We start from the raw sequence: 15,543 nt of genomic DNA on the forward strand, positions 1-15,543 counted from the left end.
CGTCCATCGCGCCACGGTGCGGCGTCGGAGACCCACGGGGCAGGCCAATCGATATGATAGGCGACGGGATCATGCCGCGCACCATCACATGCGAGCAATGCAAAGCCGTTCTCAACCTGCCTGAGCAGGTGCCGACGGGCAAGCGCCTCAAATGCCCCAAGTGCCAGCACCGATTCACGGTGACCCAGAAGGACGCCAATTCGGCCTCGACCCGTCCCGGCGAGGCCGACGCGGCGAACACCTCCACTTACGAGATGCCCAACGGCCTCCCCTCGCTCGACGACCTCCCCTCGCCTCGGGCGGAGGGGGACCTTCGTGAGACCTTCGACCTGCCGCTCCTGGCCGGCGAGGCCGAGAAGAGCATCGGCGGGGGCTCGGCGGCGATCGGCGACGCCGCCGCCCTGTTCAAGGAGGAGCCTCGGCGGAAAAAGAAGCCGGTCGGGGCCGAGGCCCGGTCGCAGGCCCGGCGTTGCATCCGATGCCACGGCTCGGTGCCCCAGGGCATGTCGATCTGCCCGACGTGCGGGACCGACCAGGATTCCGGGATGCACGTCGGACTCGACGACGACCTCTTCCCGCCGCCCCCCCCGCCCCCCTCGGGCATCCCGCTGCTCATCGCGATTCCGGGGATGTTTTGCGGACTCGCGGGGGTCCTCCTGACGATCCTCTCGCTGGTCCAATCGGTGCGCGTCGAGGCCGGGGTCTACCAGTACGGCTGGCTGATGTTGGCGGTCGTGGCGGGTTACGGGGTCTACGGCGCGGCCCAGTTCCTTCGGGGGAAATCCCTGAAGGTGCTCCTGCTCGCGCTGACGCTGGGCGCCATCGTCGACGTCATCGCGATGATCGGACTGCCCATCTTCGAGGCCAACTTTGCGGAGCAGAGCGATCTGGTGACGCGATCGACGACGCCCGTCGAGGACGTGTCCGCGCGGGAGTTGGCGGACTCCGAGTACAAGCCCCTCGTCGATCGGCTGGATCAGGACCGGATCACCCTCGGGGTGACCTTCATCATCATCTACGCCCTGTTCGCGGTCTACTTGAACTCGCCGCCGGTGCGTCGCTACTTCACTCGCAGGCAATTCTTCCCGTAGCGCGAGTCCGACGCTTGCGGCCGTGACGCAAGAAGGCTGGGGCGTCGCTCATCCTTCTCTCCTGGGGCCGAGTCTCGCCGCCCCGATTCAAAGCGACCGGCGAGCCGGGCCGTCGGGGCCGTCAGGCGGTGGCCGAGTCGAGCGGGCTGCGCCAGATCGGCTGGACCGGGAAAAGGATCCGGGCGGCGTCCAGGGCGGTCGCCGTGGAGGCGATGAAGCCGTCTTCCTCGGCCGCCTCGTCGACTCCGACGTGGCCCATGGCGAGCCGCGTGAACGTCGCCGAGGTGAGCGAGAGATGGCGGCGGCTGAGTTTGTCGGGCTCGACCCGCGAGTCCTTGCCGTTGGCGTGGATCAGCCAGCGATGGTCGTCGACCGTCAGGCCGAGCTCGACCGGCGAGGCGACACCGGCGTCGTGGGCGCGACGGCTCAATTCAGGCAGGATGGCGCGTAGGAACCGTCCGACGTCCGGGACGTGGTACATGGAGACGGAGCCGTCAATCGCGTCCTGATCGAAGACCTTCCCCGAGGCCGCTCGACAGGCGTCGAGCGCGGGGTGATCGACGGGCGCATTGATCATGACTTCGGGATAGGCCCGTTCGAGGGCCTCGGCCCGGACCCGTCCGAGGAGCGCGCGGAGGGCCTGGGGATACGCCGGGTCGGACGCGATCTCGAGGATGCGATGGTCCTTCACGAACGCGTAGCCGCGCACGGCATCGCCCTGGCACGCCACCCAGATGACGTGGGCGTAGCGACGGCCGATGAGCCATCGCCAGTATTCCTCGGAGCGGATCGTCGTCCCGGTGGCCGTCCGGTATTGCATGTCGTAGAGGACCATGAGGTCGCCCAGTTCGACTTGCCGCCAGGGACGGACGTGCCAGCCTCCCCCCTTCGCCTCGACGACGCCGTCGGTCGCCTGGGGGAGATTTCGACTCAGCGTCTGGCCGAAGGTGCTTCGGCCGCAGACCCCCCAACCCAGCGGCTTGTAGAACCGAGGCATCCGGGTCGTCAGGGCCTGGACCACCGCCCCGGTCGCCCGGGTCCGTTCGTCGGCGAGGCGCATCAGATTCTGGGCGAATCCGAGGCCCCGGTATTCGGGCAGGGTGCCGACCCAGACGACGCCGTTCATCGGCAGCGTCACCTCGCCATAGCGGATCTGGCGTTCGGTGAGGTGGGCGTGGCAGGCGATCCGGCCGTCGACCTTGACGAGCAGGCGCTGCTCGGGCCGGTACGCGGGGTCGCTCAAGGCCCCGAGGAAGGCCTCGCGATCCGGTCCGTGGAAGACGTGGAGCAGAGTCTGGTAGACCGCCTCATGATCGGCTTCGGTCCCCAGGCAATACTCCACCGATCCTCGACGAAACGGGAGCCGAGTCTCCGGTGTGGAGGCTTTCATCGGGTCGACCATCTTTCGGACGCGCCGCCAGGGCGAGGGCTGTCAACCGTGGAATCGGCGCTTGCGTCGCTATTCACGACGCGGCACCGGGCTTCATCCATTCTACGGCCTGGTAAAGGGGCTCGCCCGAAAAAGTGGGGCCTTACCCTGCTTTTTCCGCAAGCCGTAACGAACTCAACGGTTGTTACGACTCGGCGACCCCTGGAATGGGGTCTGCGGACGGTTTTGCGAGGTTCGTCATCAGGCCGCGCAGGCGATCGTGAGGATACAGGATGATTGCGTACTCACGACTCCGCGCCAGCCGGTTCTGATCGAGATCGGCGACGGTTTCGACGCGCCGTCTTTTCTGGGCCTCAATGCGATCGGCGACCAGGGGGTGCAGGGCTTCGTTCAAACTGCGAATTCTTCGGAATCGCGCCCGGCGTTCCTCGGGCCGCGTCGGATCGGCGACCTGGAGCGTGCGCTTCTCCTCGACGACCGCCTGCTGCTCCGGCGTCAGGGGCTTGGCCAGGTGGCGGTCGGGATTGTACTCCAGGCTTCGAAGGTCGCGATCCAGTTCGGCCAGAGACTGCGACGATGCGGCGGACTGTGGCAAACCGAGCTGGACGGTCATCGAGAGAGTGAGAAATCCCGGAGGAGCGGCGTCGGCGAAGAATTTACGGGCCACCACGTCTCCCAACTCATCGTACTTCGCGCCGCCGATGCCGTGAATGAACAGATCGCTCAGGAGAAAGCGACTGAACATCGTCGTCGTCAGGGCACGAGTGCGGAGCCTCACGCCGGTGCTCGGCAGGTCCTGGAGCCGCTCGACCGCGCAACAGGCTTCACGATCCGGCGCCAGGGGAAGTTCCAGGAACGGCTCGGCCTCGTCGGAGATCCGTAATGACATCGTGCGGGCGTCCTGACGCACCATCAGGGGGCGTCGCCGCGGGCGCCCGGCACGCCAGGTCCAGAATGGGGCTTCGAGCCAGTCGCCCTCGCGCTTGAGGGCCGACACCGGATGGTTCTTGCTCCGGATCTTGTAGAACTCGCGGTACTCCTGGAGCGACTGGTTGTGGATCGCCTGGAACCTGGGCAGTTGCGCGAGCAGGTGGCAGGCGAACCACAAGAAGCCTTCGGTCTGGCAGATGCGGCTGAACGGCACTTCCAGATTGCGGACGCCCCACGACTCCTCGATCCGCCTCCGGGCCGCGGCCAGGCGAAGGCCCAGGGGGAGGCCGCCGTCGCGATAGCGAGCGACCTCGGGCCAGAATCGTTCGATGAGCGGATCGACGGTCAGCCCATCAAGCTCATCCAGGACGCGGCCGCCGAACGAGGCGAAGAACGCTTCGTCGTGGACGGGGAGATCCTCATAAGGGGCCTCCCCTTCCCAGCGGTCGAAGTCGACGCGGCGCACCGCGAGCCGGCCGTCCTTGACGTGGGGGACCCGGATGGAGGCCGACTTGGGGATGTCGTCGTCGATGATGAGGTTGAGCGCCGAGGCGTCACGGCGGGCGGCGATCCCGGCGGCGGCGAAATTCTTCACCCAGACGCCCGGATGGAACAGCTCGGGCTGATGGCCGGTCACGATCAGGCCGCTCCGGCCCTCGATGGCCGGGGGGGGCTCGACGCCGATCTCGGCCAGATACGAGCGGGCCTCGTCCGCGGCCTGTCGGCGCACCAGGTCGCGCAGCGGCCCGGCGGGTCGGCCCTGGAAATCGTACTCCCAGGTGGAGGCCCGTTGGATGTTGGCGTCGACGAGTGAAGGGGCCTGGTCGAGGGGAGGCGTCGCCAGCAGGCCGCCGTCATTCGAGGGAGCCCGCAGGCGCGTGCCTTTCATCCTCCACAGCCTCCGCCCACTTCCAGGCCCGCGCGCTTCAGGGCGTCGGCGAAGACCTGGCGATAGTGGTTCAGCCGATAGGTCGAGTCGTCGAGCGAGCCGCCGAACGCCCGCGATTCGTCGAGGTAGATCAGGGGGACCGCGGCCTCGACGATCTTCAGCCCGTGCTGGACCGCCTGGACCCAGATCTGGAGCGGCATGGCGTAGCCCAGGTCGGTGACCTCGAAGCTCTCCAGGGCGCGGCGGTTGTAGGCCTTGAAGCCGCAGAAGGCGTCGGTCAGGTGGAGGCCCAGGCACTCGTTGAGCCAGCGGGTGACCTCGACGTTGATCCGCCGCCGCTCCTCCGGGGGGCGCTGGTCGGGATCGAAAACCTGGAGATAGCGGCTGCCGGAGACCATGTCGGCCTCGGCCAGCCGGGCGCCGATCGCGGGGATCATCGCGGGCTCGTGCTGGCCGTCGCAGTCGAGCGTCACAAGGCCGTCGTAGTCCCCTTCAAGCGCCCGGGCGAAGGCCGTCTTGAGCCCCGCGCCGTAGCCGAGGTTGGTCGGATGGCGGACGACCTGGACGGACGGGAAGCGGCCGAGCAACTCCGGGGTCCGGTCGGTCGAGCCGTCGTCCACCACCAGCACGTCGCCGGCGTATTGAAGGACCTGGCGAAGCACCTCTTCCAGGTACTTCTCCTCGTTGTGGACGGGGATCGCGGTGAGGAGTTTCATCGGCGAAGTTTCGCAAGGGGTTCGGGGGGCCGGGAGAGAGCGAGAGCGAGCGATTTCGGTCCGGCCGCCGTTCTCGGAACCTACGCATTCTAGGTTAGGGTCGGTCGAAGTCAACGACCCCGGCGGCCACCCCCCTTGACCGCCCTCCGCAACGGCTCCTAGCATGAATCCTCCTTCCGTCGATCGAGGTGCGCGACGCCGTCCGTCGACCCTGGCCCGATTTCGCGATCATTCGGATTCTCTTGCCGGCTGAATCTCATGACACGACCCGACGCCTCCTCGCCCGTCCCCGACAAGAAACGCCACCACGACGACGCCGATCCCCGCCCCGAGGCTGTGGATGCGGCCGAGCCGCCCGACGCGGAGCCGGAGCCGGAGCCGTGGACGCCCGAGCGCGTCTCGGAGTGGAACGCGTATTACGACCTGTACGTCCTGGGGGCCGTGCTCCTGCTGGCGTTCGCGGCGTCCTGCATCCGGACCAATCACTCGCCGCTCTGGGCTAATCTCAAGATGGGCCGGGAGATCCTCGCCAGGGGGACGCCGGTGATGGCCGACGCCTTTTCCTACACCGAACAGGGCCGCAGCTGGGTCAACATCCCCTGGCTCTTCCAGGCGGCCGGCGCCGGGCTCTACAACGTCGCGTACGGCCTGGTGCCCGAGGCCCCGGACGATCCCACCGCCAACCGCGCCTCGGCCGAGCAGATCGCGACCGGTGCCCTGGTGGCCCTCACGGCGCTCGCGAGGCTGCTGACGGCCTATTTGTTGCTGCGCGTGAGGCATCGAGGGCCCGGCCTCTGGTGGACGGCGGTCTGCACGGCCCTGGCGTTGGGCGCGATCATCGGCCCCGCCGGCCTGATGCTCGGGGGAGTCGCACAGCCGGCCGTCGTCGGCCCTTCGACCTGGGGCGTCCTTTTCCTCGCCTTCGAGACGCTCTGGTTGTTCCGGGCCTTCGTCCAGAAGAAGGCCGGCGCGCTTTACGCGCTCGTGCCGCTCTTCCTGGTCTGGGCGAACGTCGACGACTCGTTCCTGTTCGGCCTGCTGATCCTGGGCGCCGCCGTCCTGGGCAAATTCCTGGACGGCCGCCGTTCGGTTGAGAACGCCCCGGTCGGACGTCGGCCGGTCGACGACGAGGAGGAGCGGGCCCCGGTCTCGACCGGCCTGGCGGCCTCGATCCTCCTGGCCTGCGCCGTGGTCGTGCTGGCCAACCCGTCGCACGTGAAGATCTATCCGGCCGCGCTGGAGCCGGTGACGAGCTTCTTCTCGGGAGGCGAGCCGCCGACGACCTTCGACCAGCTCTCGTATTTCGGCAAGACGATCCGCACCCAGTACCCCGCGGGGTGGCACTGGCTGACCCTGTATTACCTGGTCGTCGTCTCCCTGGCGGCAGCGACGTTCGTGCTGAACGCGGCGAGATTTTCGTGGGCCCGATTCCTGCCGTTCGCCTTCGCGGCGTTCGCCTGGGCCGTCTACATGCGGTACAGCGCCGAGTTCGCCGTCGTGGCGGCGGCGGTCGCGGCGCTCAACGGGCAGGAGTGGTATCAGCGGCGATTCGGCGTCGAGGGGAAGCTCGGCACGGGCTGGGCGGTCTGGTCGACCGGGGGCCGACTGGTCACGCTGGCGTCCCTGTTCCTCTGCGTCAGCATCTCGATCACCGGCTACGGCAAGTCTCCGGGCGACCCCCGCTTCGGCTTCGGCTTCGATCCGAACGACTTCGCGTTCGAGGCGGCCGAGTATCTCGCGGCGCACGACGACATCAAGGGGAACGTCTTCAACTGGACCCCCAGCCAGGGGGACGCGCTGCTTTGGAAGGCCGGAGCGACCCGCAAGACGTTCGTCGACAATCGCTCCCGGCTCTTCCCCGATTCGATTCTGGAAGAGCATCGGACGCTCCTCAACGCCCTGCGCGACGACGACCCGGAGATCTGGAAGCCGATCTTCGACAAGTACGGCGTGTCGACGGTCATGCTGGATTCGGCGACCGCGACCAACACCTATCGACGGCTCACCCAGAGCCCCAACTGGATCCCGTTCTACGACGACGGCCGGGTCGTGATGTTCGGCCGTGCGGATGCGGCCGAGCCCGACCTCGCGACGTTCCGGGCGAACCGTCTCGACCCCGATCTGAGGGCGTATAAGGTCACCTCGCCGACGCCGGCCGCCGACCGGCCGCCCACGCCCGTGAACTGGATCGACGACGTCTTCCAGAGCCGCGCCCTGACCCCCCCGCGCACGCGCAACAACGCCGCCCGCCGGTGGCTCACCACCGGAGTCGACTCCGACGGCGCCCCCGTCCCGCCCGACCCGGCCCGCTGCCTGCTGGCGATCCGCGAGGCCCGGACCGCCCTGTCGCTGAACCCGGACGACACCACGGCGTATCGCCTGCTCGTCCTCGCCTATCGTGGACTGGCCCAGCAGGAGGCCGCCCTGATCGGGGGCGTTGAGCTGACCCCCGAGAACCGCGAGCGGATCGCCGCGATCAAGCCCGGCGGCGCGCTCATGAGCGATCGGCTCCGTCAGATCGTCACCTCGCTGAACTACGCGATCCAGACGACCCCCCCGCCCGCGACGCCCGACGAGCGCCGCGAGTTGATGTCGCTCCAGTTCGAGTTGTTCGAGACCTACCTGCAACTCGGATTCATCGACCTGGCCCGCGACCAGCTCCGGGCTTTCCTCGACGCCGCCAAGCCGGGCGAACTCGAGCCCCAGGTCCGCAGCGTCTACGCGAACCAGCTCGACACGCTGAACCGCCAGATGGAGCAGATCAGCCAGACGCTCGGCACCCTCCAGATCGAGCGCCAGGCGGGGCCGATCGAGCTCGGACAGTTCGCCATGAGCCAGGGGGCGGCCGGTCTGGCCATCATCCAGTTCGAGGACGCCGAGCGGGGCAATATGAGCCCGATGATCGTCAAGCCGCAGCTCCTCGACCTGTATTGCGGCACGGGCCAGCCGGATCGCGCGCTGGAGTTGCTCTCCGCGGCCGGCGTCGACGACGCCAGCCTCGGCGATCCCGGGCTGGCGACGTTCCGTCAGGGGCTGGTTTACAAGCTCCTGGGGAACTACGCATCGGCTGCGTCGCTCTGGCAAGGCCGCTCGATCCCGAGACTGGCTTACGACCGGAGCACGAAGGCGATCGGCATCGCCACCCGGATGCTCCACGGCGACCTCGTCGGTGCGGCCAATGACGGCATGTCGGCCCCCAGCCTGCTCGGCCGCGAGGCCGACTGGGAATTCGACCTGGCCCAGTGCCTGCTGGAGTCCGGTGAGCCCGAGCGGGCCGCCGAGCACTACACGAAAGCCCTGGAACTGACCCCGGAAAGCGCCGTCCGTCCGCTCATCGCCTACTACCTGGAGAAGATCGGCAAGCCCGTCCCGCCGAAGCCGGAGCCGGCCCAGGCCCCCGCCGCCGAGGCCGCCAAGCCGGCAGCGACTCCATCTGAGGAGCCCAAGGCCGAGGCTCCCAAGGCCGAGGAGCCGAAAGCCGAGGCTCCCAAGGCCGAGGAGCCGAAAGCCGAGGCTCCCGGGCCGGAGGGGGCCGGGAAGCCCTGACGGGACTTGCCGACGGCGGGCCGTCGACCTGTCAGCGGACGGGTTCGGCGGCCCTGGCCGGCCCGAGGAGGACGACGTTGTCGACCTGGCAGACCACGTCCTGGAAATCGTCGTTCGTCGAGTATTCCCAGCCGATCAGGTAGCTGTTCGGGATCGGCTTCCCGGTGGCCTTGTCGCGGTTGGGATAGATCATTGCCTTGTACGGCTGGGGGGCGAGCCGCTTGTTGACGCGGGCGACGACGGCCGGTTCCGAGAAGACGCCGCCGTCGTCCAGGCCGTCGTTCGACGCCCAGAGGCCGAACGGTTCGTCGCCCGGGTCGAACTCGACCTTCGCTCCCGCTTCGAGAGGGGGCGGGAGGTTGGCGTCGGTCTCCAGGTCCCTGGTCGTGTTCTTGAAGGTATAGGTCCAAGTCTCGCTTTTCGACGGCGCGCCGACGGCTTGCGGCCGATACCAGCCGCCTCGGTTCCGGGTCTCCAGCCCCAACGCGATGACCGGCCGATAGATCACCGGGCCGTCGCCGGCCTTGCGGAACAGGCCCGAGGTCTCTGCGGCCGTCGTGACGACCGGGTTGAGCAGGTCGTCGTACATCGACAGGCCGTAACGGTCCTTCAGGACGACGATCCAGTCGGGTTCGTTCGGCCCCGGCGCGATCTTCGGCTGGGCCGGCGTTTGGGCCGACGCGGCCCCGAGGCAGGTCGCGGCGACCATCCCGCAGGCGGCCGATCGCAACGATCGTTTCATCGACATGTTTTCAGGCTCCCGGCTTCGCGACGGCGGCCGTCCAAGGCAGGGGCGTCCGGGGCCGCCGCGAGGCGAACGCCGCGAGGCCGAGCGCCACGCCCAGCCCCGCCATTGAGACGAGCAGGCCGAGCCGGAACGATCGCGGCTCGTAACTGTAGACGAGGTGATGCGTCCCCGACTCGACGGCGGCCCCGCGCATCATGCGGTTCACGCGGTACACCGGCGAGGGCTGGCCGTCGATGGTCAGCTTCCAGCCCGGATAATAAACGTCGGCCAGGACGACGATCCCCGGCGCATCCAGGGTGACGTCCAACTCCACTCGGTCCGAGCGTGGATAGCCGACCTTCACCACTTCCGACGGTCGGGAGACCCCCCCGCGCGTGAACGGGGCGAGGGCCGCCGCGTCGTCGTTCTCGACCCAGGCGATCTGCCTCGGGTCGTAGGAGATCATCGTCGGGTCGCGCCAGATCGGGTCGTTGTCGTCGTACATGATCTCCATCATGGGGCCGCTGCGGGCCTCGGGCGACATACCTCTCAGCGTCGTCAGCCCCTTGGCCCGATGGACGACCCAGGCCCTCGGAAACTGGTTGAGGTTGCGACGGATCTGGTAATCCTTGGTTTTCACCCAGTCCTCGGCCTGCTTGCGCGATTCGGGCGAGTCGGTTTTGCCGGGCCTGGGGTGGATGATCTCGGTGTCGGCGAGGAACGCGGCGAAGCCCCGATTTTCGTCGAGCCAGTCGTTCGTGTAGGAGGGGAGGATGAAGTACCGCGTGTTCCACATATCGAACGAGCGGCGGGGGAAATAGACCACCTTCTGGCCGGGCGTGATCCCGATGCTGCGGGCGAACTCGGGCGAGGTGGAGAAGAGCCAACCCCCGAAATACCACTCGTAGTCGTACAACTCGGCGACGCCGATCGTGTGCGTGTACTCGACCCCCAGCGTGATCCCGTACTTGGGCTGGATCGTCGCTCGTTCCCATTCCATGAAGTCGCGGACGCGGTCGTCGGAAGCGGACTCGATCCACCCAGCGGGATTCCAGATCGGCGAGCGATGGATGCGATAAGGTCCATCCGACGGCCTGGCCGCCTCGGCGGCCTTGATGACGCCGAGGACCTCGGGCTCCACCTCGAACAGCTCCTGGGGCGCGGTGGCGATCATACGCCGGTTGGCCAATCCGAGGTCGAGCGTGACCAGCAAGAGCACCGCCGCACACGCCAGGCCGGGACGACGAGGGCGCAGCGCGACGAGACCCAGGGTCGCGGCGAAGACGAGAACCCCCTGGCCGAGCGCACGTCGGGTCTCGCCATAGGCCGCGACCGGGTCGAACGGGCCGAACGAGCTGGAGAGCTGCGCCCCCTCGAAGACCTTCAGGATCGGGCCGCGCGCGGACAGCCATCCCAGAAGGCAGGCCGAAGAGAGGCTGAGGAGCACGACGGTCGACCTACGGAGCCTCCGTTCCCGGCCTCGCCCCAGGTCGTCCCAGCCGAACCCGGCCAGCGCGGCGATCCCCAGGATCGAGAAGGTCATCAGCTTGCTCGGGAAGCGGAACTGGCGGAACCCGGGCAGGAACGTGGTCATCGCCCAGTAGACGCCGCCGTCGCCGTCGCGGAGGTGTCCGTCTTTCCTCAGCGGCGGATCGTTGGGTGGGTCGAACGGCCCGATGCCCGGGTAGCCGACGCCGAGGGTCGAATTCGCGAATCGCGAGGCCCAGATCGGGCTGCTGAACTCGCCGAAGCTGCCGAGCAGCGTGACCACCACGATCCAGGAGAGCCAGACCCGCGCCGCATCGCCCCGACGGAACGCGACCGCGGCCAAAGCCAGCAGGATCACCGCCCCGCCCATGTAAAGCGAAGGGACCCAAACCTTGCTGCGGTCCGCCGAGATCTTGACGAGGTCGACCCAGCTGGCGTTGCCGTCGAAGTAGGACCCGAAGACGTTGGGCCAGAGCATCTCGACCAGACGAAACGGCTCGACGCTGAACGGGTAGATCTCGTGGGGCCCGCCCGCCGCCGCACGAGTCGTCTGTTGCGTGAACTCGACCACGGGGAGGAGCTGCGCGGCGGTCAGCGCCCCCGCCAGCGCCCCGGCGACCCCCAGGCCCATCGCCAGCCGCCACACGGTCCGTCGCTCCCGCGTCGGCTTCTTCCGGACGAAGTAGATCGCCAGGACGATCGCCCAGACGACCGGCACCACGGCCGGCGCCCAGAGCATCCAGGGGAGCGGGGGCGTGGGCTTGTCGGGAAGCTTGGCGGGGCGGAGGCTCGGCAAGACTCGCGCCAGCTCCAGGGTCGCCATCGTCCAGATCCCGGCGACGAGCAACCCGAGCAGGATCGCTCGCCAGGGAAGCGCCGTGCGCGTCGTCGAAGGCTCGGGCGGCTGGGCTTCGCGGAAGCCGCGACCCGAGGTCCAGGCCGCGCCCGCCGCGTAGGCTAGCGCGCAAAGCCCCATCAAGTAGGCGGACTGGGGATCGCCGCCGAGCGTCTGCATCGCCAGCACGACCGCCAGGCCGAGGACGGCCCACCGCGACCCGTCGCGGATCCATCGGTCCACCGCGAGGAAGCCCAAAGGCAGCCACGCCGCGCCCACCAGATAGATGATGTTGCAGTACTGGAACAGGATCGGCCCGCAGAACGAGTACGACAGCGCGCTCAGCCCCGCGCCGGTCCAGCTCACCTTCCAGGAACGCATCAGGGCGAGCATCGCCGCGAAGGCCAGCGCCACATGGCCGACGATGTAGAGGCGAGCGGCCCAGGCGTAGGGGAGGACGGCGTACACGACCTTGCCGGGATAGAGGACGGCGGCCGTGGGATTGCCCATGAGAGGCATCCCGGAGTTTTCTTCGGGCTCCCAGAGCGGCCAGCGACCCGCGTCCCACTCGCGCTGCACGCGCTCGTAGAGGGGGTAATAGAAATGGGCCGCGTCGCGGTAGGCGAACTGGTGGCCGTCGAGGAGGACTCGATGGAAGCAGGCGAGCAGCAGCGCCGCCAGGCAACCGAACACGAGGAGCTTGGCGATCAGGGAGTCGCGAGTCATGAAGGCGTCTCGAGGCCCGAGGGGAAGGCTGAGGCGTTGTCGCGGGCGATTCGAGCCTATCCTACCACGTCACCAACCCGGAGTCGCATCCGGCGACCGTCGTTGCAACGCTCCGCGCGCGGGGACGCCCGCCGGGCCCGGTTTCACTCGGGCGCGGCGGGCGTCGTGGGGCGTCCGAGGATTCACGATCCCGCGATCAGCCGCCGGGAGGCGTCAACGCGGCGACCGGGTCGGGGCAGGTGCCGTCGGGGTTGTCTGGCAGCTTGGCCGGGAGCAGCTCGGCTGTCGACTTCACCTCGCCGGTGAGGGCCCTCATGAAGGCGATGACGTCGGCGATCTCCTGGGGGGTCAGCTTCAGGGGGACCATGTCCTTGTCGAGCGACGGGTTCGGGGTGCCGCCCTTGTTGTAGTGGTCCATGACCTCTTCGAGCGTCTTCATGCTTCCGTCGTGCATGTACGGGGCGGTGAGTTCCACGTTGCGGACGGTCGGGGTCTTGAAGGCGCCCAGGCTGTGGTCCCCCTTCTGACCGATCGGCTCGGGGGCCCAGCGACCGGGATCGTCGTGCTGTTTCTTGGCCTCGTTCCAGCCGATGCCCAGGTTATGGAATTCCTCGTCCGTGAAATTGGCGCCGACGTGGCAGAGGGTGCACTTGGCTTTCTGGAGTTCGACCGTCGGCTCGTACTCGTCTTCGGGGTCGAGCCGGAGGCCGAAGAGCACCATCCCGCGCTTCTCGCTCTCATTCAGGACGTCGTACTCGCCGTGGATGTAGCGGTCGTATTTCGAGTTGCCGGAGAGGGCCGCGACCCGCTCGAAGGTGGCGATGGCCTTGGCCATGCCGTCGAGGGTGACGTCGGTGCCGAACACCTTGCGGAACCACTGCCGGTACTCGGGGACCTCGCGAAGCCGCTTGACGATCTGCTCGTGCTTCTGCTCGCCCATCTCGATCGGGTTGACCATCGGGCCTTGCGCCTGGCCCTCCAGGCTCGGGGAGCGACCGTCCCAGAACATGTGCTTGCCGTAGGCCGTGTTGAAGACCGTGGGGGAGTTGCGATTTCCGCGCTGGCCGTCGATGCCGGCCGAGACCCGGCCGCCGTCGCTCCAGCCCTTGTCCGGGTTGTGGCAGGTCGCGCAACTCACGCTCCCGTCGAGCGAGACGCGAGGGTCGAAGTAGAGGAGGCGGCCCAGTTCGTACTTGCCCTTGGTGATCGGGTTGGAGAGCGGGACGACGCTCTTGGGGGTCAGCGGCGGAAGGCCCTTGGGGACGACGACCTCGAGCGGCTCGTCGTCGATCAGGCTCGGATCCGAACGCTGATAGAGGAACTCGGCGGGGTTGGCCGGATCTTCATCGGGGGGCTTGTTCGGCTCGTCCTGGAGCATCGCGAGGATGCGCGGGCCCCCCTTGGCGGCGGCCTGCATGGACTGCTGGAGGAGGGCCGATCCCGCGAGCAGCAGCACGCCGGGGACCAGCAGCGGACGCAATCTCGACATCGTCATCAAGGGGCTCCGGATGGAAGGGGTGCCGAGCAGGTCCGCGTCGTCGCGGCTCGCGACTTCTCGCCAGCCGTCGCGACGGCGAACCCCGGGCGGCCGGCTCGTGGCCGCCACGTCATTTCCGTTTCTTCGCGAGGAACTCCTCGGCGTTGCGAAGGGCCTGGTCCACCAGGTCGTCCCACGCCTCGTCGATGTATCGGGGCGGGCCCCCCTTGGCCGCGACGTGGGACGCCACGTCCGCAGTGTCGACCATCTCGATCGCGTCCCAGGGGCAGATTTGCTGGCAGTGCTTGCAACCGATGCAGCGATCCAGATCGATGTCGCAGAAGCCCATCAGGCCCGGATGGTCCTCGCCGGCGACCTTGTAGATGCACTCGACGGGGCAGATTTCCAGGCAGGCGTCGCAGCCTGTGCAGCCGTCGGCGTTGATCACCGCGAGGATTTTGGGGATGACTTTCCGAGGTTTTTGAGCGAGCGACGCCGACATCGCCGTCCTTCCCGAAAACACGGACGCCGCAGCCGATCCCCCCTCCCGAGGGAGGCGGGGCGGCCCGCCGAACCTCGCGTCGACATTCGCCGCGAGCCCGGACTCGCCAGGCGGCCGAATCTCTTATATCGTACCGGAGAGGCCCTTATCAAGAATCATTCTCGATCCCCGGCCGGCATCGGACCGGGGCGAACCGGAGCGCGACCTTGAAACAGACGCCGAGGACGGGCCTGACGGGCGAGATGATCGTCGAGGTCGTGGAGGAGAACTGCATCAACTTCGCCGACGGCCGAATGCCGGCGGTCCTGTCGACGCCCTGGCTCGTGGCGTACCTCGAATTCGTCGCCCGAGACGCGCTGGCGGTCTGCCTGGAGGACCACGAGCGGAGCGTCGGCGCGCTGGTCGAGATCGAGCACCTGGCCCCGAGCCCGATCGGCGCAAGGGTGACGTGCCGGGCTCGCGTGATCCACGTCGACGGCCCGATCGTGACGTTCCACATCGAGGCGTTCGACGAGACCGAGGCGGTCGCCCGGGGCCTCCACAAGCGCCGGGTCATCGACGCCGACCGATTCGCCCGTCGGGTCGAGAAAAAGCGCAGGCCCGCCGGCTCATGAGGGCTCGGGCTCCGCGTGGTCGGCCGCGACGAACGGCGGGAATTCGCCCGCGCGATGCCGTCGGGCGAGGTCGCGGTAGTGCCTCCAGGACTGCTCGAGCTTCCACTGCGTCGACTCGCCGAGGAGCCGAAGGACGCGCGCCGGCGAGCCGACGACGAGCGAGCCGGGGGGGATTTCCATGTTCTCCAGTAGGAGCGCGCCGGCCCCGACCACCGACCCCGCCCCGACCTTTGAACCGTTGAGCAGGACGGCCCCCATGCCGATGAGGCAGTCGTCCTCGACGCGGCAGCCGTGAAGGATCGCCCGGTGGCCGACGGTCACGCGGTTGCCGACGACGCACGGCGCCCCGGGGTCGGCGTGGATCATCGTCAGGTCCTGGATGTTGGTCGACGCGCCGATGCGGATCTGCTCCGTATCGCCCCGGATGACGGCGTGATACCAGACGCTGGAATCGGGACCGATGTGGACGTCGCCCATCACGAACGCGCCGGGGGCGACGAAGGAGGCGGGGTCGATCTTTGGTTGCCCGGGACTTGATGAGTCGGCCATAATGATGAGTTGAGTCGTGAGCCGAACGATGCGACCCGTCTCGATCCGCGAGACCGACCCGAG

Annotated in this window: 11 protein-coding genes; 3 read left to right on the forward strand and 8 right to left on the reverse strand. The window is 68.2% G+C overall.

The genetic code is table 11. From position 1 onward, the window contains the following. Positions 1-71: 71 nt before the first annotated feature. Positions 72-1,091 carry a zinc-ribbon domain-containing protein gene (locus VT85_RS16975; RefSeq protein ID WP_156512910.1) on the forward strand — a complete coding sequence of 340 codons (1,020 nt, stop codon included), beginning with the start codon at positions 72-74 and terminating at the stop codon, positions 1,089-1,091. 121 nt (positions 1,092-1,212) lie between these two features. Here VT85_RS16975 and eis read toward each other — a convergent pair whose 3' ends face one another. The 3 genes from eis to VT85_RS16990 form a co-directional block, all read right to left on the reverse strand. Continuing rightward, positions 1,213-2,481, reverse strand: a complete 1,269-nt coding sequence (gene eis / locus VT85_RS16980; protein ID WP_197490818.1) for an enhanced intracellular survival protein Eis — start codon at positions 2,479-2,481, stop codon at positions 1,213-1,215. Positions 2,482-2,665: 184 nt separating this feature from the next. Next, positions 2,666-4,300: a hypothetical protein gene (locus VT85_RS16985; RefSeq protein ID WP_068417854.1), complete on the reverse strand. Its 1,635-nt coding sequence runs from the start codon at positions 4,298-4,300 to the stop codon at positions 2,666-2,668. After that, positions 4,297-5,016, reverse strand: a complete 720-nt coding sequence (locus VT85_RS16990) for a glycosyltransferase family 2 protein (protein WP_068417857.1) — start codon at positions 5,014-5,016, stop codon at positions 4,297-4,299. The genes VT85_RS16985 and VT85_RS16990 overlap by 4 nt, the downstream gene beginning before the upstream one ends. A gap of 258 nt (positions 5,017-5,274) precedes the next feature. Between VT85_RS16990 and VT85_RS16995 the strand changes: the two genes are divergently transcribed. Beyond that, positions 5,275-8,562 (forward strand): tetratricopeptide repeat protein, encoded by a 3,288-nt coding sequence (locus VT85_RS16995; protein WP_068417860.1) that lies wholly within the window; start codon positions 5,275-5,277, stop codon positions 8,560-8,562. 31 nt (positions 8,563-8,593) lie between these two features. Here the strand turns inward: VT85_RS16995 and VT85_RS17000 are convergent, their stop codons facing one another. From VT85_RS17000 to VT85_RS17015, 4 genes are all read right to left on the reverse strand, one after another. Then, positions 8,594-9,310 carry a hypothetical protein gene (locus tag VT85_RS17000; RefSeq protein ID WP_197490819.1) on the reverse strand — a complete coding sequence of 239 codons (717 nt, stop codon included), beginning with the start codon at positions 9,308-9,310 and terminating at the stop codon, positions 8,594-8,596. 4 nt (positions 9,311-9,314) lie between these two features. Next, complete coding sequence (locus VT85_RS17005; protein WP_068417863.1) at positions 9,315-12,338, reverse strand: YfhO family protein; 3,024 nt, start codon at positions 12,336-12,338, stop codon at positions 9,315-9,317. A 196-nt stretch (positions 12,339-12,534) separates the two neighbouring features. Further along, a complete protein-coding gene (locus VT85_RS17010; protein ID WP_082859000.1) occupies positions 12,535-13,833 on the reverse strand; it encodes a cytochrome-c peroxidase in 1,299 nt (432 codons plus the stop codon). 112 nt (positions 13,834-13,945) lie between these two features. Further along, positions 13,946-14,317, reverse strand: coding sequence for an indolepyruvate ferredoxin oxidoreductase subunit alpha (locus tag VT85_RS17015; RefSeq protein ID WP_068417874.1), 372 nt, complete (start codon positions 14,315-14,317; stop codon positions 13,946-13,948). A 206-nt stretch (positions 14,318-14,523) separates the two neighbouring features. Here VT85_RS17015 and VT85_RS17020 point away from each other — a divergent pair, with 206 nt between their 5' ends. After that, complete coding sequence (locus VT85_RS17020) at positions 14,524-14,931, forward strand: thioesterase family protein (RefSeq protein ID WP_068417877.1); 408 nt, start codon at positions 14,524-14,526, stop codon at positions 14,929-14,931. On the opposite strand, the gene VT85_RS17025 is transcribed toward VT85_RS17020, so the two are convergent. Next, positions 14,926-15,408 carry a gamma carbonic anhydrase family protein gene (locus VT85_RS17025; protein WP_197491295.1) on the reverse strand — a complete coding sequence of 161 codons (483 nt, stop codon included), beginning with the start codon at positions 15,406-15,408 and terminating at the stop codon, positions 14,926-14,928. The two genes, VT85_RS17020 and VT85_RS17025, sit on opposite strands and share 6 nt — an antisense overlap. Between the last annotated feature and the right edge of the window lie 135 nt (positions 15,409-15,543).

It is taken from the genome of Planctomyces sp. SH-PL62 (assembly GCF_001610895.1).
GTDB lineage: Bacteria > Planctomycetota > Planctomycetia > Isosphaerales > Isosphaeraceae > Paludisphaera.